The 25157-nt window shown below is 70.8% G+C and carries 33 protein-coding genes; 32 read left to right on the top strand and 1 reads right to left on the bottom strand.

What is annotated here, in order from left to right:
* Position 1: 1 nt before the first annotated feature.
* The 25 genes from rpsQ to glmM all read left to right on the top strand — a co-directional run bounded on the left by rpsQ (position 2) and on the right by glmM (position 17591).
* Positions 2–304: a 30S ribosomal protein S17 gene (gene rpsQ, locus ACFVTH_RS02900; protein ID WP_386939683.1), complete on the top strand. Its 303-nt coding sequence runs from the start codon at positions 2–4 to the stop codon at positions 302–304.
* Between the two features lie 32 nt (positions 305–336).
* On the top strand, positions 337–705 hold the full coding sequence (gene rplN / locus ACFVTH_RS02895) for a 50S ribosomal protein L14 (protein WP_157423221.1): 369 nt from the start codon (positions 337–339) through the stop codon (positions 703–705).
* Positions 706–708: 3 nt separating this feature from the next.
* A complete protein-coding gene (gene rplX / locus ACFVTH_RS02890; RefSeq protein ID WP_386939685.1) occupies positions 709–1068 on the top strand; it encodes a 50S ribosomal protein L24 in 360 nt (119 codons plus the stop codon).
* Positions 1068–1652, top strand: coding sequence for a 50S ribosomal protein L5 (gene rplE, locus ACFVTH_RS02885; protein ID WP_387086593.1), 585 nt, complete (start codon positions 1068–1070; stop codon positions 1650–1652). Before rplX ends, rplE begins: the two co-directional genes overlap by 1 nt.
* Positions 1653–1825: 173 nt before the next feature.
* A complete protein-coding gene (rpsH, locus tag ACFVTH_RS02880) occupies positions 1826–2224 on the top strand; it encodes a 30S ribosomal protein S8 (protein WP_022889737.1) in 399 nt (132 codons plus the stop codon).
* Between the two features lie 4 nt (positions 2225–2228).
* Positions 2229–2765 carry a 50S ribosomal protein L6 gene (gene rplF, locus ACFVTH_RS02875; protein ID WP_376944312.1) on the top strand — a complete coding sequence of 179 codons (537 nt, stop codon included), beginning with the start codon at positions 2229–2231 and terminating at the stop codon, positions 2763–2765.
* 2 nt (positions 2766–2767) lie between these two features.
* Positions 2768–3127: a 50S ribosomal protein L18 gene (gene rplR, locus ACFVTH_RS02870; RefSeq protein WP_386939690.1), complete on the top strand. Its 360-nt coding sequence runs from the start codon at positions 2768–2770 to the stop codon at positions 3125–3127.
* The gene (gene rpsE / locus ACFVTH_RS02865; protein WP_157423227.1) at positions 3124–3822 is read left to right on the top strand and encodes a 30S ribosomal protein S5; all 699 of its coding nucleotides are present in this window, start codon (positions 3124–3126) and stop codon (positions 3820–3822) included. The genes rplR and rpsE overlap by 4 nt, the downstream gene beginning before the upstream one ends.
* Positions 3822–4007: a 50S ribosomal protein L30 gene (gene rpmD, locus ACFVTH_RS02860; protein ID WP_022889741.1), complete on the top strand. Its 186-nt coding sequence runs from the start codon at positions 3822–3824 to the stop codon at positions 4005–4007. Before rpsE ends, rpmD begins: the two co-directional genes overlap by 1 nt.
* Positions 4007–4675, top strand: coding sequence for a 50S ribosomal protein L15 (gene rplO, locus ACFVTH_RS02855; protein ID WP_022889742.1), 669 nt, complete (start codon positions 4007–4009; stop codon positions 4673–4675). The genes rpmD and rplO overlap by 1 nt, the downstream gene beginning before the upstream one ends.
* A 132-nt stretch (positions 4676–4807) precedes the next feature.
* On the top strand, positions 4808–6133 hold the full coding sequence (gene secY / locus ACFVTH_RS02850; RefSeq protein WP_387086591.1) for a preprotein translocase subunit SecY: 1326 nt from the start codon (positions 4808–4810) through the stop codon (positions 6131–6133).
* Positions 6130–6771: an adenylate kinase gene (locus tag ACFVTH_RS02845; protein ID WP_387086589.1), complete on the top strand. Its 642-nt coding sequence runs from the start codon at positions 6130–6132 to the stop codon at positions 6769–6771. Before secY ends, ACFVTH_RS02845 begins: the two co-directional genes overlap by 4 nt.
* Before the next feature lie 5 nt (positions 6772–6776).
* Complete coding sequence (map, locus tag ACFVTH_RS02840) at positions 6777–7604, top strand: type I methionyl aminopeptidase (protein ID WP_387086587.1); 828 nt, start codon at positions 6777–6779, stop codon at positions 7602–7604.
* Between the two features lie 63 nt (positions 7605–7667).
* Complete coding sequence (gene ptsP, locus ACFVTH_RS02835; RefSeq protein WP_387086585.1) at positions 7668–9350, top strand: phosphoenolpyruvate--protein phosphotransferase; 1683 nt, start codon at positions 7668–7670, stop codon at positions 9348–9350.
* A gap of 206 nt (positions 9351–9556) precedes the next feature.
* Positions 9557–9778 (top strand): translation initiation factor IF-1, encoded by a 222-nt coding sequence (gene infA, locus ACFVTH_RS02830; protein ID WP_011186713.1) that lies wholly within the window; start codon positions 9557–9559, stop codon positions 9776–9778.
* Positions 9779–9845: 67 nt separating this feature from the next.
* Complete coding sequence (rpmJ, locus tag ACFVTH_RS02825; RefSeq protein WP_022889747.1) at positions 9846–9959, top strand: 50S ribosomal protein L36; 114 nt, start codon at positions 9846–9848, stop codon at positions 9957–9959.
* Between the two features lie 158 nt (positions 9960–10117).
* Entirely contained in the window at positions 10118–10498 is a 381-nt protein-coding gene (gene rpsM, locus ACFVTH_RS02820; RefSeq protein WP_386939700.1) for a 30S ribosomal protein S13, read from the top strand.
* Between the two features lie 32 nt (positions 10499–10530).
* On the top strand, positions 10531–10929 hold the full coding sequence (rpsK, locus tag ACFVTH_RS02815; RefSeq protein WP_092668574.1) for a 30S ribosomal protein S11: 399 nt from the start codon (positions 10531–10533) through the stop codon (positions 10927–10929).
* 132 nt (positions 10930–11061) lie between these two features.
* Positions 11062–12048 carry a DNA-directed RNA polymerase subunit alpha gene (locus tag ACFVTH_RS02810; protein WP_022889750.1) on the top strand — a complete coding sequence of 329 codons (987 nt, stop codon included), beginning with the start codon at positions 11062–11064 and terminating at the stop codon, positions 12046–12048.
* 47 nt (positions 12049–12095) lie between these two features.
* A complete protein-coding gene (rplQ, locus tag ACFVTH_RS02805) occupies positions 12096–12647 on the top strand; it encodes a 50S ribosomal protein L17 (protein ID WP_387086583.1) in 552 nt (183 codons plus the stop codon).
* Positions 12648–12794: 147 nt separating this feature from the next.
* Entirely contained in the window at positions 12795–14093 is a 1299-nt protein-coding gene (locus tag ACFVTH_RS02800) for an acyltransferase (RefSeq protein ID WP_387086581.1), read from the top strand.
* Between the two features lie 9 nt (positions 14094–14102).
* Complete coding sequence (gene truA / locus ACFVTH_RS02795) at positions 14103–15080, top strand: tRNA pseudouridine(38-40) synthase TruA (protein WP_387086579.1); 978 nt, start codon at positions 14103–14105, stop codon at positions 15078–15080.
* Positions 15081–15235: 155 nt separating this feature from the next.
* On the top strand, positions 15236–15682 hold the full coding sequence (gene rplM, locus ACFVTH_RS02790) for a 50S ribosomal protein L13 (RefSeq protein WP_157423236.1): 447 nt from the start codon (positions 15236–15238) through the stop codon (positions 15680–15682).
* A 43-nt stretch (positions 15683–15725) separates the two neighbouring features.
* Positions 15726–16211 (top strand): 30S ribosomal protein S9, encoded by a 486-nt coding sequence (gene rpsI, locus ACFVTH_RS02785; protein WP_386939709.1) that lies wholly within the window; start codon positions 15726–15728, stop codon positions 16209–16211.
* A gap of 18 nt (positions 16212–16229) precedes the next feature.
* Entirely contained in the window at positions 16230–17591 is a 1362-nt protein-coding gene (gene glmM / locus ACFVTH_RS02780) for a phosphoglucosamine mutase (protein WP_387086577.1), read from the top strand.
* Positions 17592–17675: 84 nt separating this feature from the next.
* Here the strand turns inward: glmM and coaA are convergent, their stop codons facing one another.
* Positions 17676–18632, bottom strand: a complete 957-nt coding sequence (gene coaA, locus ACFVTH_RS02775) for a type I pantothenate kinase (protein ID WP_386939713.1) — start codon at positions 18630–18632, stop codon at positions 17676–17678.
* An 85-nt stretch (positions 18633–18717) separates the two neighbouring features.
* Between coaA and glmS the strand changes: the two genes are divergently transcribed.
* From glmS to tsaD, 7 genes are read left to right on the top strand one after another with little or no spacing between them, the layout of a single operon-like run.
* A complete protein-coding gene (glmS, locus tag ACFVTH_RS02770) occupies positions 18718–20568 on the top strand; it encodes a glutamine--fructose-6-phosphate transaminase (isomerizing) (RefSeq protein ID WP_387086575.1) in 1851 nt (616 codons plus the stop codon).
* Between the two features lie 19 nt (positions 20569–20587).
* Positions 20588–20950 (top strand): holo-ACP synthase, encoded by a 363-nt coding sequence (locus ACFVTH_RS02765; RefSeq protein WP_386939717.1) that lies wholly within the window; start codon positions 20588–20590, stop codon positions 20948–20950.
* Entirely contained in the window at positions 20947–22203 is a 1257-nt protein-coding gene (gene alr, locus ACFVTH_RS02760; RefSeq protein ID WP_387086573.1) for an alanine racemase, read from the top strand. The genes ACFVTH_RS02765 and alr overlap by 4 nt, the downstream gene beginning before the upstream one ends.
* A gap of 32 nt (positions 22204–22235) precedes the next feature.
* Complete coding sequence (gene tsaE, locus ACFVTH_RS02755; protein ID WP_387088693.1) at positions 22236–22715, top strand: tRNA (adenosine(37)-N6)-threonylcarbamoyltransferase complex ATPase subunit type 1 TsaE; 480 nt, start codon at positions 22236–22238, stop codon at positions 22713–22715.
* Positions 22716–22725: 10 nt separating this feature from the next.
* Positions 22726–23361, top strand: coding sequence for a tRNA (adenosine(37)-N6)-threonylcarbamoyltransferase complex dimerization subunit type 1 TsaB (gene tsaB, locus ACFVTH_RS02750; protein ID WP_387086571.1), 636 nt, complete (start codon positions 22726–22728; stop codon positions 23359–23361).
* A complete protein-coding gene (rimI, locus tag ACFVTH_RS02745) occupies positions 23358–23969 on the top strand; it encodes a ribosomal protein S18-alanine N-acetyltransferase (RefSeq protein ID WP_387086569.1) in 612 nt (203 codons plus the stop codon). Before tsaB ends, rimI begins: the two co-directional genes overlap by 4 nt.
* Positions 23966–25021, top strand: a complete 1056-nt coding sequence (gene tsaD / locus ACFVTH_RS02740; protein WP_387086567.1) for a tRNA (adenosine(37)-N6)-threonylcarbamoyltransferase complex transferase subunit TsaD — start codon at positions 23966–23968, stop codon at positions 25019–25021. Before rimI ends, tsaD begins: the two co-directional genes overlap by 4 nt.
* Positions 25022–25157 lie beyond the last annotated feature (136 nt).

Below are 25157 nucleotides of genomic sequence, written 5' to 3'. Positions count from 1 at the left end.
CATGGCTGAGACCAAGAAGGCTCCGGCCGAGGTCGACACCGCGGCCGAGCTCGTCCGCGGCTACCGCAAGGTCCGTCGCGGCTACGTCGTCAGCGACAAGATGGACAAGACCATCGTCGTCGAGGTCGAGGACCGCGTGAAGCACCCGCTGTACGGCAAGGTCATCCGCCGTACCTCGAAGGTCAAGGCGCACGACGAGCAGAACACCGCCGGCATCGGCGACCTCGTCGTGATCAGCGAGACCCGCCCCCTTTCCGCCACGAAGCGCTGGCGTCTCGTCGAGATCGTCGAGAAGGCCAAGTAAGCCTCGGGCTTGCTTGAGAGAAGGAGTTCGAAGTGCTTCAGCAGGAATCACGAGTCAAGGTCGCCGACAACACCGGCGCCAAGGAGCTGCTCACGATCCGCGTTCTCGGTGGATCGAAGCGTCGTTACGCCGGTGTCGGTGACGTCATCGTCGCCACCGTCAAGGACGCGATCCCCGGCGGCAACGTCAAGAAGGGCGATGTGGTCAAGGCCGTCATCGTCCGCACCGTCAAGGAGACCCGTCGTCCCGACGGCTCGTACATCAAGTTCGACGAGAACGCCGCGGTCATCCTGAAGAACGACGGTGACCCCCGCGGCACCCGTATCTTCGGTCCGGTCGGTCGCGAGCTGCGCGACAAGAAGTTCATGAAGATCATCTCGCTGGCACCGGAGGTGCTGTAAAACATGGCCAAGATCAAGAAGGGCGACCTCGTCCAGGTCATCTCGGGCCGCAGCCAGGCTCGCGGCGGAGACCGCGGCAAGCAGGGCAAGGTCCTCGAGGTGCTCGTCGCCGAGAACCGCGTCGTCGTCGAAGGCATCAACTTCGTCACGAAGCACGTTCGCGTCGGTCAGACGCAGCGCGGCTCGAAGACCGGTGGCATCGAGACCCACGAGGCGCCGATCCACGTTTCCAACGTCGCGATCGTCGACCCCGAGACGAAGAAGCCGACCCGCGTCGGCTTCCGCACCGAGCAGGTGACGAAGGACGGCGTCACCAAGACCGTCCGCGTCCGCTACGCCAAGAAGTCAGGTAAGGACCTGTAATGACCGACACGGCAACGCAGGCTGGCAAAATCCAGCCGCGACTGAAGACCAAGTACCGCGGCGAGATCGCCAAGGGCCTCACCGAGCAGTTCGAGTACACGAACCCGCACCAGGTGCCCGGCCTCGTGAAGATCGTCGTGAACATGGGTGTCGGCGAGGCCGCCCGCGATGGCAAGGTCATCGACGGCGCGATCGCCGACCTCATCAAGATCACCGGCCAGAAGCCGCAGGTGACCAAGGCCCGCAAGTCGATCGCGCAGTTCAAGCTGCGCGAGGGTCAGCCGATCGGTGCGCACGTCACGCTCCGCGGCGACCGCATGTGGGAGTTCCTGGACCGCCTGCTCTCGCTCGCCCTGCCCCGCATCCGCGACTTCCGCGGTCTCAGCGACAAGCAGTTCGACGGCAACGGCAACTACACCTTCGGCCTCACGGAGCAGTCGATGTTCCACGAGATCGACCAGGACAAGATCGACCGCGTTCGCGGCATGGACATCACCGTGGTGACCACCGCCAAGAACGACGAGGAGGGTCGCGCGCTGCTCAAGGCGCTCGGCTTCCCGTTCAAGTCGAACGACGCTGCGTAGTAGTAACTGCTTGTAGTAGACTCTACGAGTTTGTGCTCGCGCCTGCCGGTCCCCGATCACTCGGGGGCCGGCGGGTGCGGGACTCCGGTCTCATGCAATCGCTGAGACCACACCACAGGTCAGTCCCCGTGTAACGGGTCCTGAAACCTGGTGAACGTAAGGAACGAATCGTCATGACGATGACCGACCCGGTCGCTGACATGCTGACCCGTCTGCGGAACGCGAACTCCGCACACCACGACTCCGTGTCGATGCCGAACTCGAAGCTCAAGGCGCACATCGCCGAGATCCTGAAGCTCGAGGGCTACATCGCCGACTTCGAGGTCACCGACGCTCGCGTGGGCAAGACGCTCACGCTGAAGCTCAAGTTCGGCCCGAACCGCGAGCGCTCGATCGCAGGCATCAAGCGCGTCTCGAAGCCCGGCCTCCGCGTGTACGCGAAGTCGACCGAGCTGCCCAAGGTCCTCGGCGGCCTCGGCGTCGCGATCCTGTCCACTTCCAGCGGTCTGCTGACCGACCGCCAGGCCGAGAAGAAGGGCGTGGGTGGGGAAGTCCTCGCCTACGTGTGGTAACCCCATGTCACGAATCGGACGACTTCCCATCGACATCCCCGCGGGTGTCGACGTCAAGATCGACGGCTCCGCCGTCACCGTCAAGGGCCCGAAGGGCGAGCTCTCGCTCAACGTCGCGTCCCCCATCGAGGTCAAGCTCGAGGAGAACCAGGTCGTCGTGACCCGTCCCGACGACGAGCGCGCCTCGCGTTCGCTGCACGGCCTCACGCGCACCCTCATCGCCAACGACATCATCGGCGTCACCGAGGGCTACTCGAAGGGCCTCGAGATCGTCGGCACCGGTTACCGCGTCGCGCAGAAGGGCAGCGCGGTCGAGTTCGCGCTCGGCTTCTCGCACCCGGTCACGGTCGAGGCGCCCGAGGGCATCACGCTGACCGTCGAGGGCAACAACAAGATCACGGTCGCCGGCATCTCGAAGCAGGCCGTCGGCGAGACCGCCGCCAACATCCGCAAGATCAAGAAGCCCGAGCCGTACAAGGGCAAGGGCATCCGCTACGCCGGCGAGGTCGTGCGTCGCAAGGCCGGAAAGTCAGGTAAGTAATCATGGCTGTGAAGAGCAAGACGGCCGCGCGTTCGCGCCGCCACACCCGCCTTCGCAAGAAGATCGTCGGCACGGAGCTCCGCCCCCGTCTCGTCGTCACCCGCTCGGCCCGCCACGTCTTCGTGCAGGTCGTCGACGACGCCAAGGGTCACACCGTCGCGTCGGCGTCGACCATGGAGGCCGACCTCCGCGCGTTCGACGGTGACAAGACCGCCAAGGCGAAGAAGGTCGGCGAGCTCGTCGCCGAGCGCGCCAAGCAGGCCGGTGTCGAGTCCGTCGTCTTCGACCGCGGCGGCAACAAGTACGCCGGTCGCGTCGCCGCGATCGCCGATGGAGCGCGAGAGGCAGGACTGAGCCTGTGAGCGAGAACACTGTGAAGGAGACCGAGGTGACCGCAGAGGCACCCGTCGAGACGGCAGCGGCGTCCGAGCCGGCCCGCAACGAGCGCGACTCGCGCCGTGGCGGCGGTCGCGACCGCAACCAGGGCCGTGACCGTGGCGGTCGCGACGCTGAGAAGAGCCAGTTCCTCGAGCGCGTCGTCACCATCAACCGCGTGTCGAAGGTCGTCAAGGGCGGCCGTCGCTTCAGCTTCACGGCGCTCGTCGTCGTGGGCGACGGCAACGGTCTCGTCGGCGTCGGCTACGGCAAGGCGCGCGAGGTCCCGACCGCGATCTCGAAGGGCGTCGAGGAGGCGAAGAAGAACTTCTTCCGCGTCCCCCGCGTCGGTTCGACCATCCCCCACCCCGTTCAGGGTGAGGCTGCCGCCGGTGTGGTGCTCCTGCGCCCGGCGTCGCCCGGTACCGGTGTCATCGCCGGTGGTCCGGTGCGCGCCGTGCTCGAGTGCGCCGGCATCCACGACGTGCTGTCGAAGTCGCTCGGCTCGTCGAACACGATCAACATCGTGCACGCCACGGTCGAGTCGCTGAAGCAGCTCGAGGAGCCCCGTGCGGTCGCCGCTCGTCGTGGTCTCGACTACGACGAGGTCGCCCCCGCGCGCCTCATCCGTGCCGAGGCACAGGCGGCCGAGGCCGCCGCAGCAGCGAAGGCAGGTGCCTGATGGCCAAGCAGCTGAAGGTGACCCAGATCAAGTCCAAGGTGAGCGAGAAGCAGTACCAGCGTGACACGCTGCGCAGCCTCGGGCTCAAGCGAATCGGCCAGTCGGTCGTGCGTGAGGACACCCCGCAGAACCGCGGGTACGTCAACACCGTCGCTCACCTCGTGAAGGTTGAGGAGATTGACTAATGGCTGACGAGAAGAACGACGCCACCACCGAGGCCCCCAAGAAGGCCCCGGCGAAGAAGGCCGCCGCGAAGCCCGCCGCCGAGAAGGCCGCCCCCAAGGCTGCCGCAGCGAAGAAGGCCCCGGCCAAGGCCGCTGCCGCGAAGGCCGACGACGCGAAGGCCGAGAAGGCCCCCGCGAAGAAGGCTCCCGCGAAGAAGGCGGCCCCCAAGGCCGACGTCGCGGAGAAGCGCGAGCAGGTGCTGAAGGTCCACCACCTCCGCCCCGCCCCCGGCGCCAAGAAGGACAAGACCCGCGTCGGACGCGGTGAGGGTTCGAAGGGCAAGACCGCCGGTCGCGGCACCAAGGGTTCGAAGGCCCGCAACAACATCCGCCCCGGCTTCGAGGGCGGCCAGCTTCCGTACCACATGCGTGCGCCGAAGCTCCGCGGCTTCAAGAACCCGTTCCGCGTCGAGTACCAGGTCGTCAACCTCGACAAGCTGGCCGAGCTCTACCCGAAGGGCGGCGACGTCACCATCGCCGACCTGATCGAGAAGGGCGCCGTCCGCAAGAACGAGCGCGTCAAGGTGCTCGGCAACGGCGACATCCAGGTCAAGCTCAACGTGGCCGTCGACAAGGTCTCCGGCTCGGCCGAGCAGAAGATCGTCGCCGCCGGCGGCTCGGTCAAGTAAGACCGAAACACGATTGGTTCGAGCCAGTCGGGACCTCGCGTAGGATAAGCGGGGTCTCGACTGGCTCGAGTCGTATAACGAACCAACTCCCTGCGCGGCGCAGACGCATCGCACGGAGCAACAGGAGGACGAGTGTTCAACGCCATCGGGCGGATCTTCCGCACGCCGGATCTTCGCCGCAAGCTCGGGTTCACGCTGGGCATCGTGGCCCTGTTCCGGCTCGGATCCTTCATCCCCGCGCCGTTCGTCGACTTCGGCAACGTGCAGCAGTGTCTCGCGGCCAACCAGGCCGCCGGGGCATCCGGTCTCTACGACCTGGTGAACCTCTTCTCGGGCGGTGCGCTGCTGCAGCTCTCGATCTTCGCGCTGGGCATCATGCCGTACATCACCGCGTCGATCATCGTGCAGCTGCTCCGCGTGGTCATCCCCCACTTCGAGACCCTCTACAAGGAGGGCCAGGCGGGCCAGGGCAAGCTCACGCAGTACACCCGCTACCTCACGATCGCCCTCGGCGTGCTGCAGTCGACCACGCTCATCACGGTCGCCCGCTCCGGCGCGCTGTTCCCGAACAGCGACCCCTCGTGCTCGGCGCTGATCACGAACGACGCGTGGTACGCGATCCTCCTCATGGTCATCACGATGACGGCCGGCACCGGCCTCATCATGTGGATGGGCGAGCTCATCACCGAGCGCGGCATCGGCAACGGCATGTCGCTGCTCATCTTCACCTCGATCGCCGCGACCTTCCCCGGCTCGCTCTGGGCCATCGGCATCGCCCGCGGCTGGGACGTCTTCGCGATCGTGCTCCTGATCGGCCTCGCGGTCGTCGTCCTCGTCGTGTTCGTCGAGCAGAGCCAGCGGCGCATCCCCGTGCAGTACGCGAAGCGCATGGTCGGCCGACGCACCTACGGCGGCAACAACACGTACATCCCGATCAAGGTCAACATGGCCGGCGTCGTGCCCGTCATCTTCGCCTCGTCGCTGCTGTACCTGCCGGCGCTCATCGCGCAGTTCAACCAGCCCGCCGCCGGCGAGGACCCGCAGCCGTGGGTGCTCTGGATCACGAACTACCTGACCAAGGGCGACCACCCGCTCTACATGCTCCTGTACTTCCTGCTCATCGTCGGCTTCACGTACTTCTACGTCGCGATCACCTTCAACCCCGACGAGGTGGCCGAGAACATGAAGAAGTACGGCGGCTTCATCCCCGGCATCCGCGCCGGCCGACCGACGGCCGAGTACCTCGACTACGTGCTGACGCGCATCACCGCGCCCGGCTCGCTCTACCTCGGCCTCATCGCGCTGATCCCGCTGATCGCGTTCGTCGCGGTCGGCGCCAACCAGAACTTCCCGTTCGGCGGCGCATCCATCCTGATCATCGTCGGCGTCGGCCTCGAGACCGTCAAGCAGATCGACGCCCAACTCCAGCAGCGACACTACGAAGGACTTCTCCGATGACGCCAGCCGCCTCGAACGGCCCCGCCGCAACCAGCTCCGCCCGCTTCCTCATCGTCGGCCCCCAGGGCTCCGGCAAGGGGACCCAGGGCGTGCTCGTCGCGGAGGCCTTCGGAGTGCCGCAGGTCGCCACCGGCGACATCTTCCGCGCGAATGTCGCGGGTGGCACGGAGCTCGGCAAGCGCGTCCAGGCGATCATCGAGGCGGGCGACCTCGTGCCCGACGCGCTCACGAGCGAGCTCGTGCGCGACCGGCTCCAGCAGGCGGATGCCTCGGCCGGGTTCCTGCTCGACGGCTACCCCCGCAACCGCGGCCAGGTCGACGACCTCGACGCCTTCCTCGCGGGCCGCGGCGAGTCGCTCGACGCGGTCATCGAGCTCGAGGTCCCGCGCGACGAGTCGATCCGCCGCATCCATCAGCGTGCGATCGAGCAGGGGCGCACCGACGACACCGAAGAGGTCATCGCCAACCGTCTCGCGATCTACGAGCGCGAGACGGCGCCGATCCTCGACGTGTACCGCGCGCGCGGCCTCGTCGTCCGCATCGACGGCGTCGGCACGCTCGCCGAGGTCACGGGGCGCATCTTCGAGGCGCTCGCCGCACGGGGCCTCGCTCCGCGGCACCCCGGCGCCGCGGCCTGAGTCGCGTGTTCCGGCGCTCGATCTACAAGTCGCCGGCCCAGCTGCGCTCGATGGTCGCGGCTGGCCGCGCGACGGCCTCGGCCCTCGCCGAGGCGCGTCGGCTGGCCGTCGCGGGCGCGACCGGCCTCGAGCTCGACGCCGCGGCCGAGCGCACCATCACGGCCGCGGGCGGCCGCTCGAACTTCAAGCTGGTCCCGGGCTACCGCCACACCCTGTGCGTCTCGGTGAACGACGACGTGGTGCACGGCATCCCGGGCGAGCGGAGGTTCCAGCCCGGTGACATCGTCTCGGTCGACGGCGGGGCCGAGGTCGAGGGGTGGAACGGCGACTCGGCGTTCACGATCGTGCTGCCCGACCCGTCGCGACCCGAGATCGTGGCGGCGCGCGAGACGCTCTCGACGGTCACCGAGAACGCGCTCTGGCACGGCATCGCGACGCTCGCCCGGGCGACGCACCTCAACGAGGTCGGCGCGGCGATCGAGGACTACGTGCGCGGCGAGGGGGAGTACGGCATCCTGACCGACTACGTCGGCCACGGCATCGGCCGCACGATGCACGAGGAGCCCCCGGTGTTCAACTACCGCGTCGACCGCCGCGGCCCCGCCGTGAAGCCGGGCCTCGTCGTCGCGATCGAGCCCATGCTCGTCGCCGGCGCGGTCGACACCTTCGTGCGCGACGACGATTGGACCGTCACGACCGCCGACGGCGCCGACGCGGCGCACTGGGAGCACAGCGTGGCCGTGCACGCCGGAGGCATCTGGGTGCTCACCGCCCCCGACGGGGGAGCCGAGGGCCTCGCCCCGTTCGGCATCGTCCCGACGCCCGTCGACTGAGGGATTCCCGACTGAGCGCTCCGCCCGAGGGATAGGCTGATCGCGGGTGCCGGGAGGCGCCGGATGCCGATCGAGCCGGGGGTGGTCGAGGTGGAATTCATCGGGATCGGGGTGGGACGCGGCATCGCGATCGGCCCGGTGGCCTGGATGTCGCCGCCGCCGCCCGAGCCGTCGACCGCGGCGAGCGGCCGCGGCCCCGAGCTGGAGCTCGAGCGGGCCGAGGCCGCAGCAGCCGAGGTCGCCCGGGAGCTGCGGAGCCGCGCGGCGGCCGTGGAGGGCACGGCGGCCGAGGTGCTCGAGGCGCAGGCGCTCATGCTCGAGGACCCCGCGGTGCACGGGAGCATCGCCGAGCACGTGGGGCGGGGCGCCACGGCCGAGCGCGCCGTGTTCGAGGCCTTCGCCGGCTACCGCGAGCTGCTCACGGGCATGGGCGGTTACCTCGCCGAACGTGCGGCGGATCTCGCCGACGTCGCGCATCGGGTGATCGCCGAGCTGTCGGGGGCGGCCGCGCCCGGCATCCCCGACCCCGGTCACCCGTTCGTGCTCGTGGCGCACGACCTCGCCCCCGCCGACACGGCGACGCTCGACCTCGAACGCGTCCTCGCGGTCGTCACCCTCGAGGGCGGCCCCACGTCGCACACGGCGATCCTCGCCCGCGAGAAGTCCCTCGTCGCGATCGTCGGCGCGGATGCCGCGGGGCTCGTCGAGGGGGAGACGGTGATCGTCGACGCGGAACACGGGCGCATCGTGCGCGCCCCCACCGCCGACGAGGTCGCCGCCGCGGTCGCGCGCCAGGAGGAGCTGGCGGCCGAGGCCGCAGCTCCGATCGCACCCGGACGTCTCGCCGACGGCACGCCGGTCCCGCTCCTCGCGAACCTCGGCGACCCCGCCGGAGCCGAGGAGGCGGTCCGCCTCGGCGCCGAGGGCGTCGGTCTGTTCCGCACCGAATTCCTGTTCCTCGGCTCGGAGTCCGCGCCCTCGGGCGCGGTGCAGCAGGAGGCCTACGAACGGCTCCTCGCGGCGTTCCCCGAGCGCAAGGTCGTGGTGCGGGTGCTCGACGCGGGGGCCGACAAGCCACTCGCCTTCCTCGGCGGGCAGCACGAGGAGAACCCGGCGCTCGGGGTGCGGGGCATCCGTGCCCTGCGACGCACCGAGCCCGTGCTGCGCGAGCAGCTCGATGCCCTCGCGGTCGCCGCGTCGCGGACGAACGCCCGGCTCGAGGTGATGGCGCCGATGATCGCGACGGTCGAGGAGGCCGCCTGGTTCGCGGGGATCGTCCATGCGACGGGGCTCCCGGTCGCGGGCGTCATGGTGGAGGTGCCGGCCGCCGCGCTGCTCGCGGACCGGGTGCTCGCCGCGGTCGACTTCGCCTCGATCGGCACGAACGACCTCACGCAGTACACCATGGCGGCCGACCGGGTGCTCGGCGAGGTCGCCGAACTGCAGGACCCGTGGCACCCGGCAGTGCTCGGGCTCGTCGCGGCGGTGGGGGAGGCCGGTGCCGCGCTCGGGAAGCCGGTCGGCATCTGCGGCGAGGCCGCCGCGGACCCGCTGCTCGCGGTCGTCCTCGTCGGTCTCGGCGCGACGAGCCTCTCGATGTCGCCGTCGGCCCTCGCGGGAGTGCGGGCGCGGCTCCTCCGGTACTCGGCGGTGCAGGCGCGGTCGATCGCCGAGGCCGCGCTCGCGGCGGACGGCGCAGGATCGGCCCGTTCGGCCGCGGAGGCTGCTGCTGCGGCGTTCGCCTGAGCCGCGCGGAGCGCCGACCCGGGCGGGCGCGCGGTGCGGTCGCGGCCCCGACTGGCGAAAACCGCGGAAATGACCTAAAGTTGACCCTTGGTGTTCTGCACGCCTGCCTTGGCATGCCCGATGACTCGTCAGAGGGCGTCGCGCACGGCTCGCGCGCAGCAGTCATCGCACGACCAGCATCCCAAACTCCAAGCGATAGTGAGGCTATGGCCAAGAAAGACGGCGTCATCGAGATCGAAGGCTCGGTCATCGAGGCTCTCCCGAACGCGATGTTCCGGGTGGAGCTCACGAACGGACACAAGGTCCTCGCGCACATCTCAGGAAAGATGCGCCAGCACTACATCCGCATCCTCCCCGAGGACCGCGTGATCGTGGAGCTGAGCCCCTACGACCTGACGCGCGGGCGCATCGTCTACCGCTACAAGTAAGGGCTGCCGGAAAGTAACGGCCCGCGGCATCCCGCGGGTACGAGGACAGCGAATCAGAGGAACCACTGTGAAGGTCAACCCCAGCGTCAAGCGCATCTGCGAGAAGTGCAAGGTCATCCGCCGCCACGGCCGCGTGATGGTCATCTGCGAGAACCCGCGCCACAAGCAGCGACAGGGCTGAGCGCCCGACGCGGGGCCGCGCCGCGCGCGCAGCCCTGAATCCACAACTGAATACGAATCGGCACTGCCAGATCCCGCTCACGCGGGGGACACCTCGGGACGGAGGCCCGGGCACCGGCAGTGCTCCACACCTCCACTTCGAATCAGGAGAAGCCACACATGGCACGTCTGGCAGGAGTCGACATCCCGCGCGAGAAGCGCGTGGAGATCGCACTGACTTACATTTTCGGCGTCGGCCGCACTCGCGCGCTGCAGACGCTCGCGGAGACCGGCATCGACGGCAACATCCGCGTGAAGGACCTCAGCGACGACCAGCTGGTCGCGCTCCGCGACTACATCGAGGCCAACTTCAAGGTCGAGGGCGACCTCCGCCGTGAGGTCGCCGCCGACATCCGCCGCAAGGTCGAGATCGGCTCGTACGAGGGCCTCCGCCACCGTCGCGGCCTTCCGGTCCGCGGTCAGCGCACCAAGACCAACGCTCGTACCCGCAAGGGCCCGAAGCGTACCGTCGCCGGCAAGAAGAAGCCCGGCCGCAAGTAACCGCTCGTCGCCAGATCTAGGAGATTTCACACATGGCAGCACCCAAGGCGGCTACTCGCAAGCCGCGCAAGAAGGAAAAGAAGAACATCGCCGTGGGCCAGGCCCACATCAAGTCGACGTTCAACAACACGATCGTCTCGATCACCGACACCACCGGTGCCGTGATCAGCTGGGCCTCCTCGGGCGGCGTCGGCTTCAAGGGCTCGCGCAAGTCGACCCCGTTCGCCGCGCAGCTCGCCGCCGAGTCGGCTGCGCGCCAGGCGCAGGAGCACGGCATGAAGAAGGTCGACGTCTTCGTCAAGGGCCCCGGCTCGGGCCGTGAGACCGCAATCCGTTCGCTCCAGGCCGCCGGCCTCGAGGTCGGCAGCATCAACGACGTGACGCCGCAGGCGCACAACGGCTGCCGCCCCCCGAAGCGCCGCCGCGTCTAAGGCTCTCCGGACCGGTGGTCGGGCCCCGCTCCTCGGAGCGGGCCCGGCCACCGGGCATCCGTTCTCACACAACTCAAGATCCTCGACCTCGCAGGTGTCATATAGCGGACACCCTGCCGAAAGGAATCAACAGTGCTGATCGCACAGCGCCCGACGCTCACCGAAGAGAACATCTCGGAGTTCCGTTCGCGTTTCGTGATCGAGCCCCTCGAGCCGGGCTTCGGTTACACCCTCGGCAACTCGCTTCGCCGCACCCTCCTCTCCTCGATCCCCGGCGCGGCCGTGACGAGCATCCGCATCGACGGCGTGCTCCACGAGTTCTCGACGGTTCCCGGTGTGAAGGAGGATGTCACCGAGATCATCCTGAACATCAAGAACCTGGTCGTCTCGAGCGAGCACGACGAGCCCATCACCGCCTACCTGCGCAAGCAGGGCGCCGGTGAGGTCACCGCAGCCGACATCTCCGCTCCGGCGGGCGTCGAGGTGCACAACCCCGAGCTGGTCATCGCGACGCTCAACGACTCGGCGAAGTTCGAGCTCGAGCTCACGATCGAGCGCGGCCGCGGCTACGTCTCGGCTTCGCAGAACCGCAACGAGTACTCCGAGGCCGGCCAGATCCCGGTCGACTCGATCTACTCGCCGGTGCTCAAGGTCACCTACCGCGTCGAGGCCACCCGTGCCGGCGAGCGCACCGACTTCGACCGCCTCGTCGTCGACGTCGAGTCGAAGCCGGCCATCTCGCCGCGCGACGCCATCGCCTCGGCGGGCCGCACGCTCACCGAGCTGTTCGGTCTCGCCCGCGAGCTGAACACCGCGGCAGAGGGCATCGAGATCGGCCCCGCGCCGGTCGACGCCGTGCTCTCGAGCGAGCTCTCGATCCCGATCGAAGACCTCGACCTCTCGGTGCGCAGCTACAACTGCCTGAAGCGCGAAGGCATCAACACGGTGTCGGAGCTCGTCGCCCTGAGCGAGTCGCAGCTCATGAACATCCGCAACTTCGGTCAGAAGTCGGTCGACGAGGTGAAGGACAAGCTCACCGAGATGAACCTGTCCCTCAAGGACTCGGTGCCCGGTTTCGACGGCGCCCACTTCTACACCGGCTTCGACGACGAGAACTAGTCGCTCGCGCACGTAGCACCGACCCCACACACTGGAGATAACGAACCATGCCGAAGCCCACCAAGGGCCCCCGCCTCGGAGGCGGACCCGCGCACGAGCGACTCCTGCTCGCGAACCTCGCGGCTGCGCTCTACACGCACAAGAGCATCACCACCACCGAGACCAAGGCGAAGCGGCTCCGCCCGCTCGCCGAGCGCCTCATCACGTTCGCCAAGCGCGGCGACCTGCACGCTCGCCGTCGCGTCCTCGCCGTGATCGGCGACAAGGCCGTCGTCCACGAGCTGTTCGCGGTCATCGCCCCGCAGGTCGCCGACCGTGAGGGCGGCTACACCCGCATCACGAAGATCGGCAACCGCAAGGGCGACAACGCGCCCATGGCGGTCATCGAGCTCGTGCTCGAGCCGGTCGTGAAGAAGCAGCGCGCCGCGAAGCCGGCCGCCGCGCCGGTCGCCGACGAGGCGCCCCCCGCCGACGAGACGGCTGCCGACGAGGTCGTGACCGAGGCCGAGGCCGCGGTCGACGAGGCCGCCGGCGCCGAGGCGTCGGAGGAGTCGACCGAGGCTCCCGCCGAGGAGACCGAGGCGGCCGAGGCCAAGTAGCCTCGACCGGATCGCCGACGGGCCCCTGTGCACTGCGCACAGGGGCCCGTTCGCATCTGTGCCACAATCGTCGTCGCGAGGCGGCGGGCCGGCTCGCCGAGGGCCGGGCTGCCGAACGCGCCGCCGCCTCCGAGCTGAAGGAGCTTCGTGCGCGCACCGGTGCGGATCCCCGAGGATCGCGACCTCTCGATCGACTTCGCCCGGGCGCTCTGCCTCCCGGTCGTCGTGCTGCTGCACGCGCTCCAGATGGGCATCGGCGGCGATCCGCTGCGGGCGTTCAACGCCCTCGACGGCTTCGAGCCGCTCGCCTGGGCGACGTGGCCGCTCATGATCATGCCCGTGTTCTTCATCTGCGGCGGCTTCGCCTCGATCACGCAGTGGCGGCGGCTCCGCGGGCACGGCGAGACGGGCGCGCACTACCTCCGGGTGCGAGCCGTCCGGCTCGCGCAGCCCGTCGTCTCGGTGACGGCCGCGGTCGGGCTCGTCCTCGCGGGCATGCTGCTCGCGGGCGTCGACGTCGGTTTCGTCCAGAGCTTCGCGGTGCGCCTGGCCGAACCGCTCTGGTTCATCCCGGTGTACCTCATCTGCACCGCGCTCGTGCCCGCCATGTCGTGGCTGCACCGGCACGCCCCCTGGCCCACCTACCTCGGCCTCGCGGCCGCAGCCGTGCTCGTGGACGTGCTGGCCCGCGGCCTCGGCCTCCCGCTCGGGGCCCTCAACTGGCTCTTCGTCTGGCTGTTCGCGCAGCAGCTCGGATTCGGGCTGCGCGACGGCTGGTTCGCTCGGCGCTCGTGGCCGGTGCTCGCGGGGCTCGCCGTGTTCGCCTACGGGTTCATCGCGATGCTCGTCGCGGTCTTCGGCTACTCGCACGACATGCTCGACAACCTGAACCCGCCGAGCCTCGCGATCATGGCCCTCGCCCTCGGTCAGGTCGCCCTCTTCGCCCTGCTGCAGCCGGCCATCCGGCGGTTCGTCGCCCATCGGGCGGTGCTCGGCGCCGTGTTCGTGTTCGGCGTGTACGGCATGGTCATCTACCTCTGGCACACCTTCGCGATGGCGGTCGTGACGGCGGGCCAGCTCGCCCTCGGCCTGCCGTTCCCGCCGGTGCTCTCGCCGGCGTGGTGGGCGACGCGGCCGCTCTGGATCCTCGCGATCGCCCTCGTGGTCGCCGGCTGCTGCCTCGTCGTGCCGCGACTCGAGTCGCGGTGGCCGGCGCCGGTCGAGCGCCGGACCCCGCTCGCGATGGTGATCGTCTGGACCCTCTGCGCCGTCGCCGGGGTGGGGGTGTTCCTGACGATGGGCTACGTGCCGCTCGTGCACGGCCTGCTCGGCTGGGCGCTCGTGACGACCGCGGTGGTCGCCCTCATCGTGGGAGGCCCCGGTCCGCGCGCCCGGCGCCCGCGCGCCGAGGAGGTCGACGCGCTCGCCGCGACGGCGCGCACCTAGGCTGGCGGTATGGACACGAGCGAGGCGGATGCCGCGGACGCGACACCGGTCGACGCGAACGGGGGAGCCGACGAGACCGTGCGCATCCGGTTGGGCATCGCCTACGACGGCACCGACTTCAAGGGCTGGGCCGCACAGCCCGGGTTGCGCACCGTGCAGGGCACGCTCGAGGGCGCCCTCGCGACGCTCTTCCGCCGCGAACGCGTGGCGCCCCGACTGACGGTCGCGGGCCGCACCGACGCCGGCGTGCACGCGCTCGGCCAGGTGGCGCACCTCGACGTGCCCGCGGCGGCGTACGCGAACGTGACCAGGCGACGGCGCGGCGACGCCGCGAGCGGCCCCGACGGCGATCCCGCCGCCGTCCTGCTGCGCCGCGTCACGGGCATCCTCGGCACGGCCGACGCCGACGTGGTCGTCACGCACGCCGAGTCGGCGCCCGCCGGCTTCGACGCGCGGTTCTCGGCGGTCTGGCGCCGGTACGAGTACCGGGTCGCCGACGCGAACGCCCTGCACGACCCGCTGGTGCGGAACCGCACCGTCCGGTACCCGCGGGAGCTCGACGTCGAGGCGATGGATCGCGCGGCGAGCCGCATGCTCGGCCTCCACGACTTCGCGGCGTACTGCAAGCCGCGCGAGGAGGCGACGACGATCCGCACCCTGCAGTCCTACGGCTGGCGCCGGGCCGAGGGCGGGGTGCTCGTCGCGACGCTGCAGGCCGACGCGTTCTGCCACTCGATGGTCAGAGCCCTCGTCGGCGCGTGCGTCGCGGTGGGGGAGGGGCGGCTCGCCGACGACGACCCCGAACGACTGCTCGCCGAGGCGGAGCGCACGAGCGCGTTCAAGGTCATGCCGGCGAAGGGACTCGTGCTCACCGAGGTCGGCTATCCCGACGACGCCGAGCTCGAGGCCCGCGCCGTGCAGACCCGGGCACGGCGGCAGCTCGCCGCGCGCGGCGTCCCCGACCCGTCGGCGGAGCCGCGATTCTGAATCGCCGGTCGAAGCTGCTAGAATCTCCCTTTGGTGCCGTTCACTGCAGCGGCGCCCGAAGTTGAGCCCTCCACCAGGCGTTCGCCCGCATCGCGTTCGAACTCCCCCGGAGTGGGATTCACGAACCCCTCACTCGATCAGAAAGCAGCACTTCCGTGACGCGCACCTACACCCCGAAGTCGAACGAGATCCAGCGCGACTGGGTCGTCATCGACGCGACCGACATCGTCCTCGGTCGTCTCGCGAGCCACTCCGCAGCCCTGCTGCGCGGCAAGCACAAGGCGATCTTCGCCAACCACGTCGACACCGGTGACTTCGTCATCATCGTCAACGCCGACAAGGTGGCCCTCACCGGCCAGAAGCTCGAGCAGAAGAAGGCGTACCGCCACTCGGGCTACCCGGGCGGCCTCAAGGCCGTCGGCTACGCCGAGCTCCTCGAGAAGAACCCCGTTCGCGCCGTCGAGAAGGCGATCCGCGGCATGCTCCCGAAGAACTCGCTCGGTCGGGCACAGCTGAAGAAGCTCAAGGTCTACGCAGGCCCCGAGCACCCGCACGCCGCGCAGCAGCCCAAGCCGTACACCCTCACCCAGGTCGCCCAGTAATTCCGGCACCCTCGACGTTCTCGAAATAAGGATTCACACCAAAATGGCGAAGATCGCAGACCAGATCGAAGCGGCTCCCGAGAGCTACACGACCGAGAGCGCCCCCGAGGCCGCTCCCACCACCCCCCGCCCCGTGCTCAACGTGTCGGGCGCAGCCGTCGGCCGTCGCAAGCAGGCCATCGCCCGCGTGCGCGTCGTGCCCGGCGCCGGCACCATCACGGTCAACGGCCGTGAGTTCGCGGCATACTTCCCGAACAAGCTGCACCAGCAGCTCATCACCGACCCGTTCACCGTGCTCGAGCTCACCGGCTCGTACGACGTGATCGCGAAGATCACCGGCGGCGGCCCCTCGGGCCAGGCCGGTGCGCTGCGCCTCGCGATCGCGCGTGCGCTCAACGAGATCGACCGCGAGAACAACCGCCCGACCCTGAAGAAGGCCGGCTTCCTCACGCGCGACGCCCGCGTCATCGAGCGCAAGAAGGCCGGTCTCAAGAAGGCCCGCAAGGCGCCGCAGTTCTCGAAGCGCTGATCCGCTCCGCGAATCCGTATGCCTCGGCTTTTCGGAACGGACGGGGTCCGGGGCCTGGCCAACCGTGAACTCACGGCTGACCTGGCCCTGGGCCTCTCCCAGGCGGCTGCGGCCGTCCTCACGCAGGGGCGTCACGCCGACGAGAACCGCGCCGCCGGCCGGCGGCCGGTCGCCGTCGTCGCGCGCGACCCCCGTGTCTCCGGTGAGTTCCTCACCGCAGCGGTCGCCGCGGGCCTCGCGAGCTCCGGCGTCGACGTGCTCGACGCCGGAGTCATCCCGACCCCCGCGACCGCCTTCCTCATCGACTCGATCAAGGCCGACTTCGGCGTCATGATCTCGGCGTCGCACAACCCCGCGCCCGACAACGGCATCAAGTTCTTCTCCTTCGGCGGCACGAAGCTGCCCGACGAGGTCGAGGACCGCATCGAGTCGTACCTCGGCAAGCAGAAGCTCGCTCCGGTCGGCGACGGTGTGGGGCGCATCCGGCGCTTCGCCGACGCCGAGGACCGCTACGTCGTGCACCTGCTCGGCACGCTCCCGCACCGCCTCGACGGCCTCAAGGTCGTGCTCGACTGCGCCCACGGCGCCGCGGCGGGCGTGTCCCCCGAGACCTTCAGGGACGCGGGCGCCGAGCTCGTCGTCATCGGGGCCGACCCCGACGGCATCAACATCAACGACGGCGTCGGCTCGACGCACCTCGACAAGCTGCAGGCCGCCGTGCTCGAGCACGGCGCCGACGTCGGCATCGCCCACGACGGCGACGCCGACCGCTGCCTCGCGGTCGATGCGGACGGCAACATCGTCGACGGCGACATGATCATGGCGATCCTCGCGCTCTCGATGAAGGAGCGCGGCAAGCTCACCGACGACACGCTCGTCGTGACGGTCATGTCGAACCTCGGGCTGAAGCGCGCGATGGCCGAGCACGGCATCAACGTCGTCGAGACCAAGGTCGGCGACCGCTACGTGCTCGAGGCCCTCGGCGCCGGCGGGTACGCGCTCGGCGGCGAGCAGTCGGGCCACGTCATCATGAGCGAGTACGCGACGACCGGCGACGGCGTGCTGACCGGCCTCCACCTGGTCGCCGAGATGGCGCGCACCGGCAAGACGCTCGCCGAGCTCGCGTCGGCCATGACGGTCTATCCGCAGGTCCTCGTGAACGTGCGCGGCGTCGATCACCACCGCCTCGGCGGCAACGAGCCCATCGCCGCCGCCGTCGCCGAGGTCGAGGCCGAGCTCGGCGAGTCCGGTCGCGTGCTCCTCCGGCCGTCCGGCACCGAGCCCATGGTGCGGGTCATGGTCGAGGCATCCGACCAGGCCGAGGCCGACCGCCACGCGGCCGCGCTGGCCGAGGTCGTGAAGGCCGAGCTCGCCCAGTAGCAGCCGCTCGTCGGGTCGTCCGACGTCTCGAACGCCGCGTCACCGTGAGGGGACGCGGCGTTCGGCGTTCGCGGGGCGGCCCGCTCAGAGCTTGCGCAGCAGCACGCTCGACACGGTGTGGTCGGCGCTCTTGCGGAGGACGAGCGAGGCGCGCGAGCGCGTCGGCCGGATGTTCTGCAGCAGGTTGGGCTCGTTGATCGAGTGCCAGATCTCGCGCGAGCGGTGGCGCGCCTCCTCCTCGGTGAGCGAGGCGTAGCGGTGGAAGTACGAGCGAGGGTTCGCGAACGCGCCCCGCTGGAGCTTCAGGAAGCGCTCCTCGTACCAGCGCGCGATGTCGCTCGTGCGGGCGTCGACGTAGATCGTGAAGTCGAAGAGGTCGCTCACCGCGAGGCGATGCCCGGGGCCGGGCGGCTGCAGCACGTTGAGGCCCTCCACGATGAGGACGTCGGGCCTGCGGACGGTCACCTGCGCGTCGGGCACGATGTCGTACGCGAGGTGCGAGTAGAACGGCGCCCTGACCTCGGCGGCGCCGGCCTTCACCTCGCTCACGAAACGCAGGAGCGCGCGACGGTCGTACGACTCGGGGAACCCCTTGCGGGCCATGAGCCCGCGGCGCTCGAGCTCGGCGTTCGGGAAGAGGAAGCCGTCGGTCGTGACGAGCTCGACGCGCGGCGTGTGCTCCCAACGGGCGAGGAGCTCGCGCAGGAGCCTCGCGATCGTCGACTTGCCGACGGCGACCGAGCCCGCGACGCCGATCACGAACGGAGTCGACTCGAAGCGCTCGCGCAGGAACTCGCTCGCGACCTTGTGCAGCGACTTCGTGCCGCCGACGTAGAGGTTCAGGAGGCGGCTGAGCGGAAGGTAGACCTCGGCCACCTCGGTCGGGTCGAGCGGCTCGCCGAGGCCGCGCAGCTGCACGATCTCGGTCTCTCGGAGCGGCGACGGCATCGACGGCGCGAGGGCCGCCCAATCGGCTCGATCGAGTTCGATGAACGGCGAGATCTGCGTCGGGTGCGACGACGGGCTCTGCTGATCCGGCACCGTGCCAGTGTAGTGGCGACCCGGCGGGGCCACCGGCTGGGGGCTCGGGGCGGCCGCACAGCCGCGCGCCAGTAGAATCGCCCCCATGTGTGGAATCGTCGGATACGTCGGAGAGCGCAACAGCCTCGACGTCCTCATGGGTGGCCTGCGCCGCCTCGAATACCGTGGCTACGACTCGGCGGGGGTGGCGGTCGTCGATGACGACGGCGCCATCGAGACCGCCAAGCGCGCCGGCAAGCTGAAGGTCCTCGCGGACGAGCTCGAGCGGAACCCGCTGCACCAGGGCGGCACCGGCATCGGACACACCCGCTGGGCGACCCACGGCGGCCCGACCGATCGCAACGCGCACCCGCACCTCGGCGACGAGGGCCGGCTCGCGCTCATCCACAACGGCATCATCGAGAACTTCTCCGAGCTGAAGGAGGAGCTCCTCGCCGAGGGGCACGCCTTCGAGTCCGAGACCGACACCGAGGTCGCCGCCGTGCTCCTCGGCCGCGAGTACCGCGCCGCCGGCGACCTCCGCACGGCGTTCCGCAACACCGTCTCGCGCCTCGAGGGCGCGTTCACCCTGCTCGCCGTGCACCGGGCCGAGCCGGGGGTCGTCGTCGGCGCCCGTCGAAACTCGCCGCTCGTCATCGGGCTCGGCGAGGGCGAGAACTTCCTCGGCTCCGACGTCGCCGCGTTCGTGGAGTACACGAAGCAGGCCGTCGCGGTCGGCCAGGACCAGATCGTCGCGATCACCGCCGACGAGGTCGTCGTCACCGACTTCTCGGGCGAGCCCGTCGAGTTCGACGCGTTCGAGGTCGCATGGGATGCCTCGGCCGCCGAGAAGGGCGGATGGTCGTCGTTCATGCGCAAGGAGGTGTCGGAGCAGCCCGACGCCGTCGCGAACACCCTGCGCGGCCGCGTCGTCGACGGCGCCGTCGTGATCCCCGAGCTCGAGGGCTTCGGCGACGACGAGCTCCGCGGCATCCGTCGCATCACCGTGATCGCGTGCGGCACCGCCTCGTATGCGGGCATGGTCGCCAAGTACGCCATCGAGCAATGGGCCCGCATCCCGGTCGAGGTCGAGCTCAGTCACGAGTTCCGCTACCGCGAGCCGGTGCTCGACGCCGACACGCTCGTGGTCTCGATCAGCCAGTCCGGCGAGACGATGGACACGCTGATGGCGGTCAAGTACGCCCGCGAGCAGGGTGCGCGCACGATCTCGATCTGCAACACCCAGGGCGCCACGATCCCGCGCGAGTCCGACGCGGTGGTCTACACCCACGCCGGCCCGGAGGTCGCGGTCGCCTCGACGAAGGCGTTCGTGGCGCAGATCACGGCGCTCTACCTGTTCGGCCTGCACGTCGCTCGGGTGCGCGGCACTCTCGGCGACGCCGAGCTCGCGGCGCAGCTCGCCGAGCTCACCGCGGTGCCCGCGAAGATCGAGCAGGTGCTCGGCGAGGCCGACAAGGTCGCACAGCTCGCACACTGGATGGCGGACACCCGCTCGGTGCTCTTCCTCGGCCGCCACGTCGGGTACCCGATCGCGCTCGAAGGCGCGCTGAAGCTGAAGGAGCTCGCCTACATCCACGCGGAGGGCTTCGCCGCCGGCGAGCTGAAGCACGGGCCGATCGCGCTCATCGAGCCGGGCCAGCCCGTGTTCGTCGTCGTGCCGAGCCCGCGCCACGATCGGAGCCTGCACCCGAAGGTCGTCTCGAACATCCAGGAGATCCGTGCCCGCGGCGCCCGCGTCATCGCGATCGCCGAGGCCGGCGACGCCGCCGTGCTGCCGTTCGCCGACGAGGTCGTGCGCATCCCGCTCGCGGCCCCGCTCTTCGAGCCGCTGCTCGCGGTCGTGCCGCTGCAGATCTTCGCGATGGAGCTCTCGCAGGCGAAGGGCCTCGACGTCGACCAGCCGCGCAACCTCGCGAAGTCGGTGACGGTCGAGTGACCAGAGGCGCGGGGGCCGAGTGATCGCCGGCATCGGCATCGACGTCGTGGACATCGAGCGCTTCGAGCGCTCGATCACCCGGACCCCCGCGCTCCTCGAGCGCCTGTTCGCCGAGAGCGAACGCGAGCGCCCCGCTCGCTCCCTCGCCGCGCGCTTCGCCGCGAAGGAGGCGCTCATCAAGGCGCTCGGCGGCCACGCGGTGATCCGCTGGCACGACATGCGGATCGTCCAGGACGCCGAGGGCAACCCCGACTTCGCGCTCTCGGGGGCGCTCGCCCGCCACGTGGCCGAGCTCGGGATCGACCGCGTGCACCTCTCCATGAGCCACGACGCGGGCATCGCGAGCGCCTTCGTCGTGCTCGAGAAGGCCGGCGGCCGATGACGCCCCATGAGGTCGCGGGGCTCCCGTTCCGCGAGGCCGTCGTCGACCTCGACGCCCTCACGGCGAACGTGCGCACGCTGGCGGCTCGCATGGCGCCGGCGGAGGTCATCGCGGTGGTGAAGGCCGACGCCTACGGCCACGGCGCCGTGGCCGCAGCCCGTGCCGCGCTCGCCGGAGGCGCGACCCGGCTCGGCGTCGCCGACCTCGACGAGGCCCACGAGCTGCGCGACGCCGGCATCGACGCCCCCGTCCTGGCCTGGCTGCACGGCCCCGACGCGGACTTCGCGCGTGCGGTGCGCGCGGGCATCGAGCTCGGGATCTCCAGCACGCTCCAGCTCGAGCGGGCCGCGGCAGCGGTCGCAGGCGGCACGGCCGCAGGCGCCCCGGCGCGTGCGCAGGTGCACCTCAAGATCGACACCGGCCTCAGCCGCAACGGCGTCCCCGAGTCGGAATGGGCCGACGCCGTCGCCCGGGCGGCGCGGCTCGAGCGCGACGGACTGGTCGAGGTCGTCGGAGTGTTCAGCCACTTCGCGAACACCTCGCGCGAGGTCGACGCCGACCAGCTCGAGGCCTTCGAGCGCGCCCTCGTCACCGCTCGAGCCGCCGGCCTCGCACCGCGGATCCGGCACATCGCGTCGACCGAGCAGGCGCTGCGCGACCCGGGCTCGCGCTACGACGCCGTCCGCATCGGCATCGGGATGTACGGGCTCACCCCCTTCGGCGACGGCACGACCTCGACCGAGCTCGGGCTCACGCCCGTGATGACGCTGCGTGCGCGGGTCGCGGCCGTGCGGCGGGTCGAGGCGGGCACGGGCGCCTCGTACAGCCACATCTGGCACGCCGAACGGCCCAGCACGCTCGCCCTCGTGCCGCTCGGCTACGCCGACGGCGTGCCGCGCCAGGCGTCGGGCAAGGGGGCCGAGGCGCTCCTCGCGGGCCGGCGCCGGCCGGTCGCGGGCCGTATCGCCATGGACCAGTTCATCGTCGACGTCGGCGACGACGAGGTGACGGTCGGCGACGAGGTCGTGCTCTTCGGCGACCCGGCCACCGGGGCGCCGACCGCCGACGAGTGGGGCGCGGCCGCCGGGACGATCGGCTACGAGATCGTGACCCGCATCGGGCCGCGCGTACCGCGCCGTTACGTCGGCGGCGCCGAGGCCGAGGCCGACGCCGGGGACGAGGCAGACGCCGCGGGCGAGGGCGCAGGCGACGGCGCAGGCGAGGGCGCAGGCGACGGCGAGGCGCGATCGTGACGCGGTCGGCCACCTTCGCCACCGCCGAGGAGATGTCGGAGTTCGGTCGCGACCTCGGCGCAGGCCTTCGCGCCGGCGATCTCCTCGTGCTCACCGGGCCGCTCGGCGCCGGCAAGACCACCCTCACGCGCGGCATCGGCGCGGGGCTCGGCGTGCGCGGCCCCGTGCAGAGCCCGACCTTCGTCATCGCGCGCACCCACCCGAACCTCGGCGACGGCCCGCCGCTCATCCACGTCGACGCCTACCGCCTCGGCGAGGCCGCGCTGGTCGACGACCTCGATCTCGACGTCGCCCGCTCGGTCGTCGTCGTCGAGTGGGGCGCCGGTCTCGTCGAGGAGCTCAGCGACTCGCGGCTCGAGATCGTGATCGAGCGCCCGACCGGCGCGAGCGAGGCGAGCGCAGCGGGCGCGCCCGACGACGAGGACGAGCTCGACGCCGACGAGCCGCGCACCGTCACCGTGCGCGGCTTCGGCCCCCGGTGGGCGGGCACCCCGTACGCCGTCTCGGCGTAGGCTTGTCCTCATGCTCCTCGCGATCGACACCTCGACGGGCACGAGTGTCGCGATCGTCGATCGCGACGCGGTGAGCGGTGAGTTCCGTGTCCTCGCCGAGACCGGCACCGACGACACGATGCGCCACGCCGAGGTCATCGGCGGGTTCATCCGCGACGCGCTCGACGCATCCGGCGTCGCCCCCGGCCGGCTCTCGGGCGTCGCCGCAGGCATGGGCCCTGGGCCCTTCACCGGACTCCGAGTCGGCATCGCGGCGGCGCACGCCTTCGCCCTCGGCATCGACCGGCCGTTCGTGCCGGTGCCGAGTCACGACGCGATCGCCTGGGCGCGCTACACGGCCGGCGAGACCGGCCCGCTGCAGGTGGTCACCGACGCACGACGGCGGGAGTTCGCGGTCTCCGAGTACGCCGGGCTCGACGAGGCGGGGCTGCCGATCCGCGTGACCGGTCCGCTCCTGGCCCCGCGCGACGAGCTGCCCGAGCCGGCCGGCGCCAGGTTCGAGGCGGTCGTCGTCTCGGCCGCGGCCGTGGGCCTCGTGGCCGAGCTCGCCTTCGTCGCCGGCCGCCTTCCCCTCGCCGACGACGCGCCGCTGTACCTCCGTGCGCCCGACGTCACGCCCTCGGCGGGCAAGCGGGTGCTCCAGTGAGCGTGTTCATGCGTCGCGCCAGGATCGGCGACCTCGACGCGATCATGCGGCTCGAGCGGTCCACGTTCACCGACGACGCCTGGCCCGAGGACGCGATGCGTCGCGAGCTCGAGAGCCCGCACGGCTACTACCTGGTGGCCGTCGACGACGAGCTCGCCTCACGTGGCGCGCCGTCCGGGTCGGGCGAGACCGCCGAGGGTGCGGACGGTGCCGCCGAGGGGTCGCACGACGAGCCGGATGCCTCGTGGCCGCCGCTGCTCGGCTACGCGGGGCTGCTGGCGCCCTCCGGCGGAGACCAGGGCGACATCCAGACCATCGCGGTCGATCCCGCCGCGCGCGGCATCGGCCTCGGCCGCGGGCTCATGCACGCGCTCATCACCGAGTCGCGACGCCGCGGCATCGCCCAGCTCTTCCTCGAGGTGCGCGCCGACAATCCGATCGCCCGCGCACTCTACGAGTCGCTCGGCTTCGCCGAGATCGGCGTGCGCCGCGGCTACTACCGGCACGGCGTCGACGCCATCATGATGCAGCTCGCCGTGCCGCCCGCCGTCACCCGGCCGGCAGGCGAAGGCACCGACGGCACGGCGATCCGAGGAGCGGCCCGATGAACACCACCGAGCCGCTCGTCCTCGGCATCGAGACCTCCTGCGACGAGACCGGCGTGGGCATCGTGCGCGGCACGACCCTGCTCGCGAACACCATCGCGTCGTCGATGGACGAGCACGCCCGCTACGGCGGCGTGGTGCCCGAGGTCGCGGCCCGCGCCCACCTCGAGGCGATGGGGCCGACGATCCGTGCGGCGCTCGCCGAGGCATCCGTCACGCTCGACGAGATCGACGCGGTCGCCGTCACGAGCGGTCCCGGCCTCGCCGGGGCGCTCATGGTCGGCGTCGGGGCCGCGAAGGCGCTCGCGCTCTCGCAGGGGGTGCCGATCTACGCGGTGAACCACCTCGTCGGGCACGTGGGCGCCGATCTCCTCGACGCGGCCGACCCGCTCGAGACGCCGACGGTGGCGCTGCTCGTCTCGGGCGGGCACACCTCGCTCCTGCTCGTGCGCGACCTCGTCTCCGACGTCGAACTGCTCGGCGAGACCATCGACGACGCCGCGGGCGAGGCGTTCGACAAGGTCGCGCGGGTGCTCGGCCTGCCCTATCCCGGAGGCCCCGAGATCGACCGCGCCGCGATCGGCGGCGACCCGAAGGCCATCCGGTTCCCACGGGGCCTCACGCGACCGAAAGACCTCCTGGCGCACCGCTACGACTTCAGCTTCTCGGGCCTGAAGACCGCCGTCGCCCGCTGGGTCGAGCAGCGCGAGGCCGCGGGCGAGCCCGTGCCGGTCGCCGACGTCGCCGCGAGCTTCCGCGAGGCGGTCGTCGATGTGCTCGTCGCGAAGGCGATCGACGCGTGCACCGAGCTCGGCGTGCCGCGGCTCCTCCTCGGCGGCGGAGTCATCGCGAACGCGCGCCTGCGGGAGGTCGCCGCCGAGCGGGCCGAGGCCGCGGGCATCGCGCTCCGCATCCCGCCGCTCTCGCTCTGCACCGACAACGGCGCCATGATCGCCGCGCTCGGCGCGCAGCTCGTCATGGCGGGTCATGCGCCGTCCGAGCTCGGCTTCGGCGCCGACTCGACGCTGCCCGTGACCGACATCCAGGTCGTGTGACGCCCGAATCCTGTGCAGCCGCGCCCTCGCGCGATAGTGTGGGGACGAAATCACCGGAGAGCGGCGTCGATCGTGCGCGCCCGGCGCGAGCCCTCATCCCGAGGCGCGCGATCACACAGCATTCGAGGGGAACCAC

It is taken from the genome of Agromyces sp. NPDC058104 (genome assembly GCF_042884835.1).
GTDB lineage: Bacteria > Actinomycetota > Actinomycetes > Actinomycetales > Microbacteriaceae > Agromyces.
This window is presented reverse-complemented; position numbering and strand designations above follow the sequence as displayed.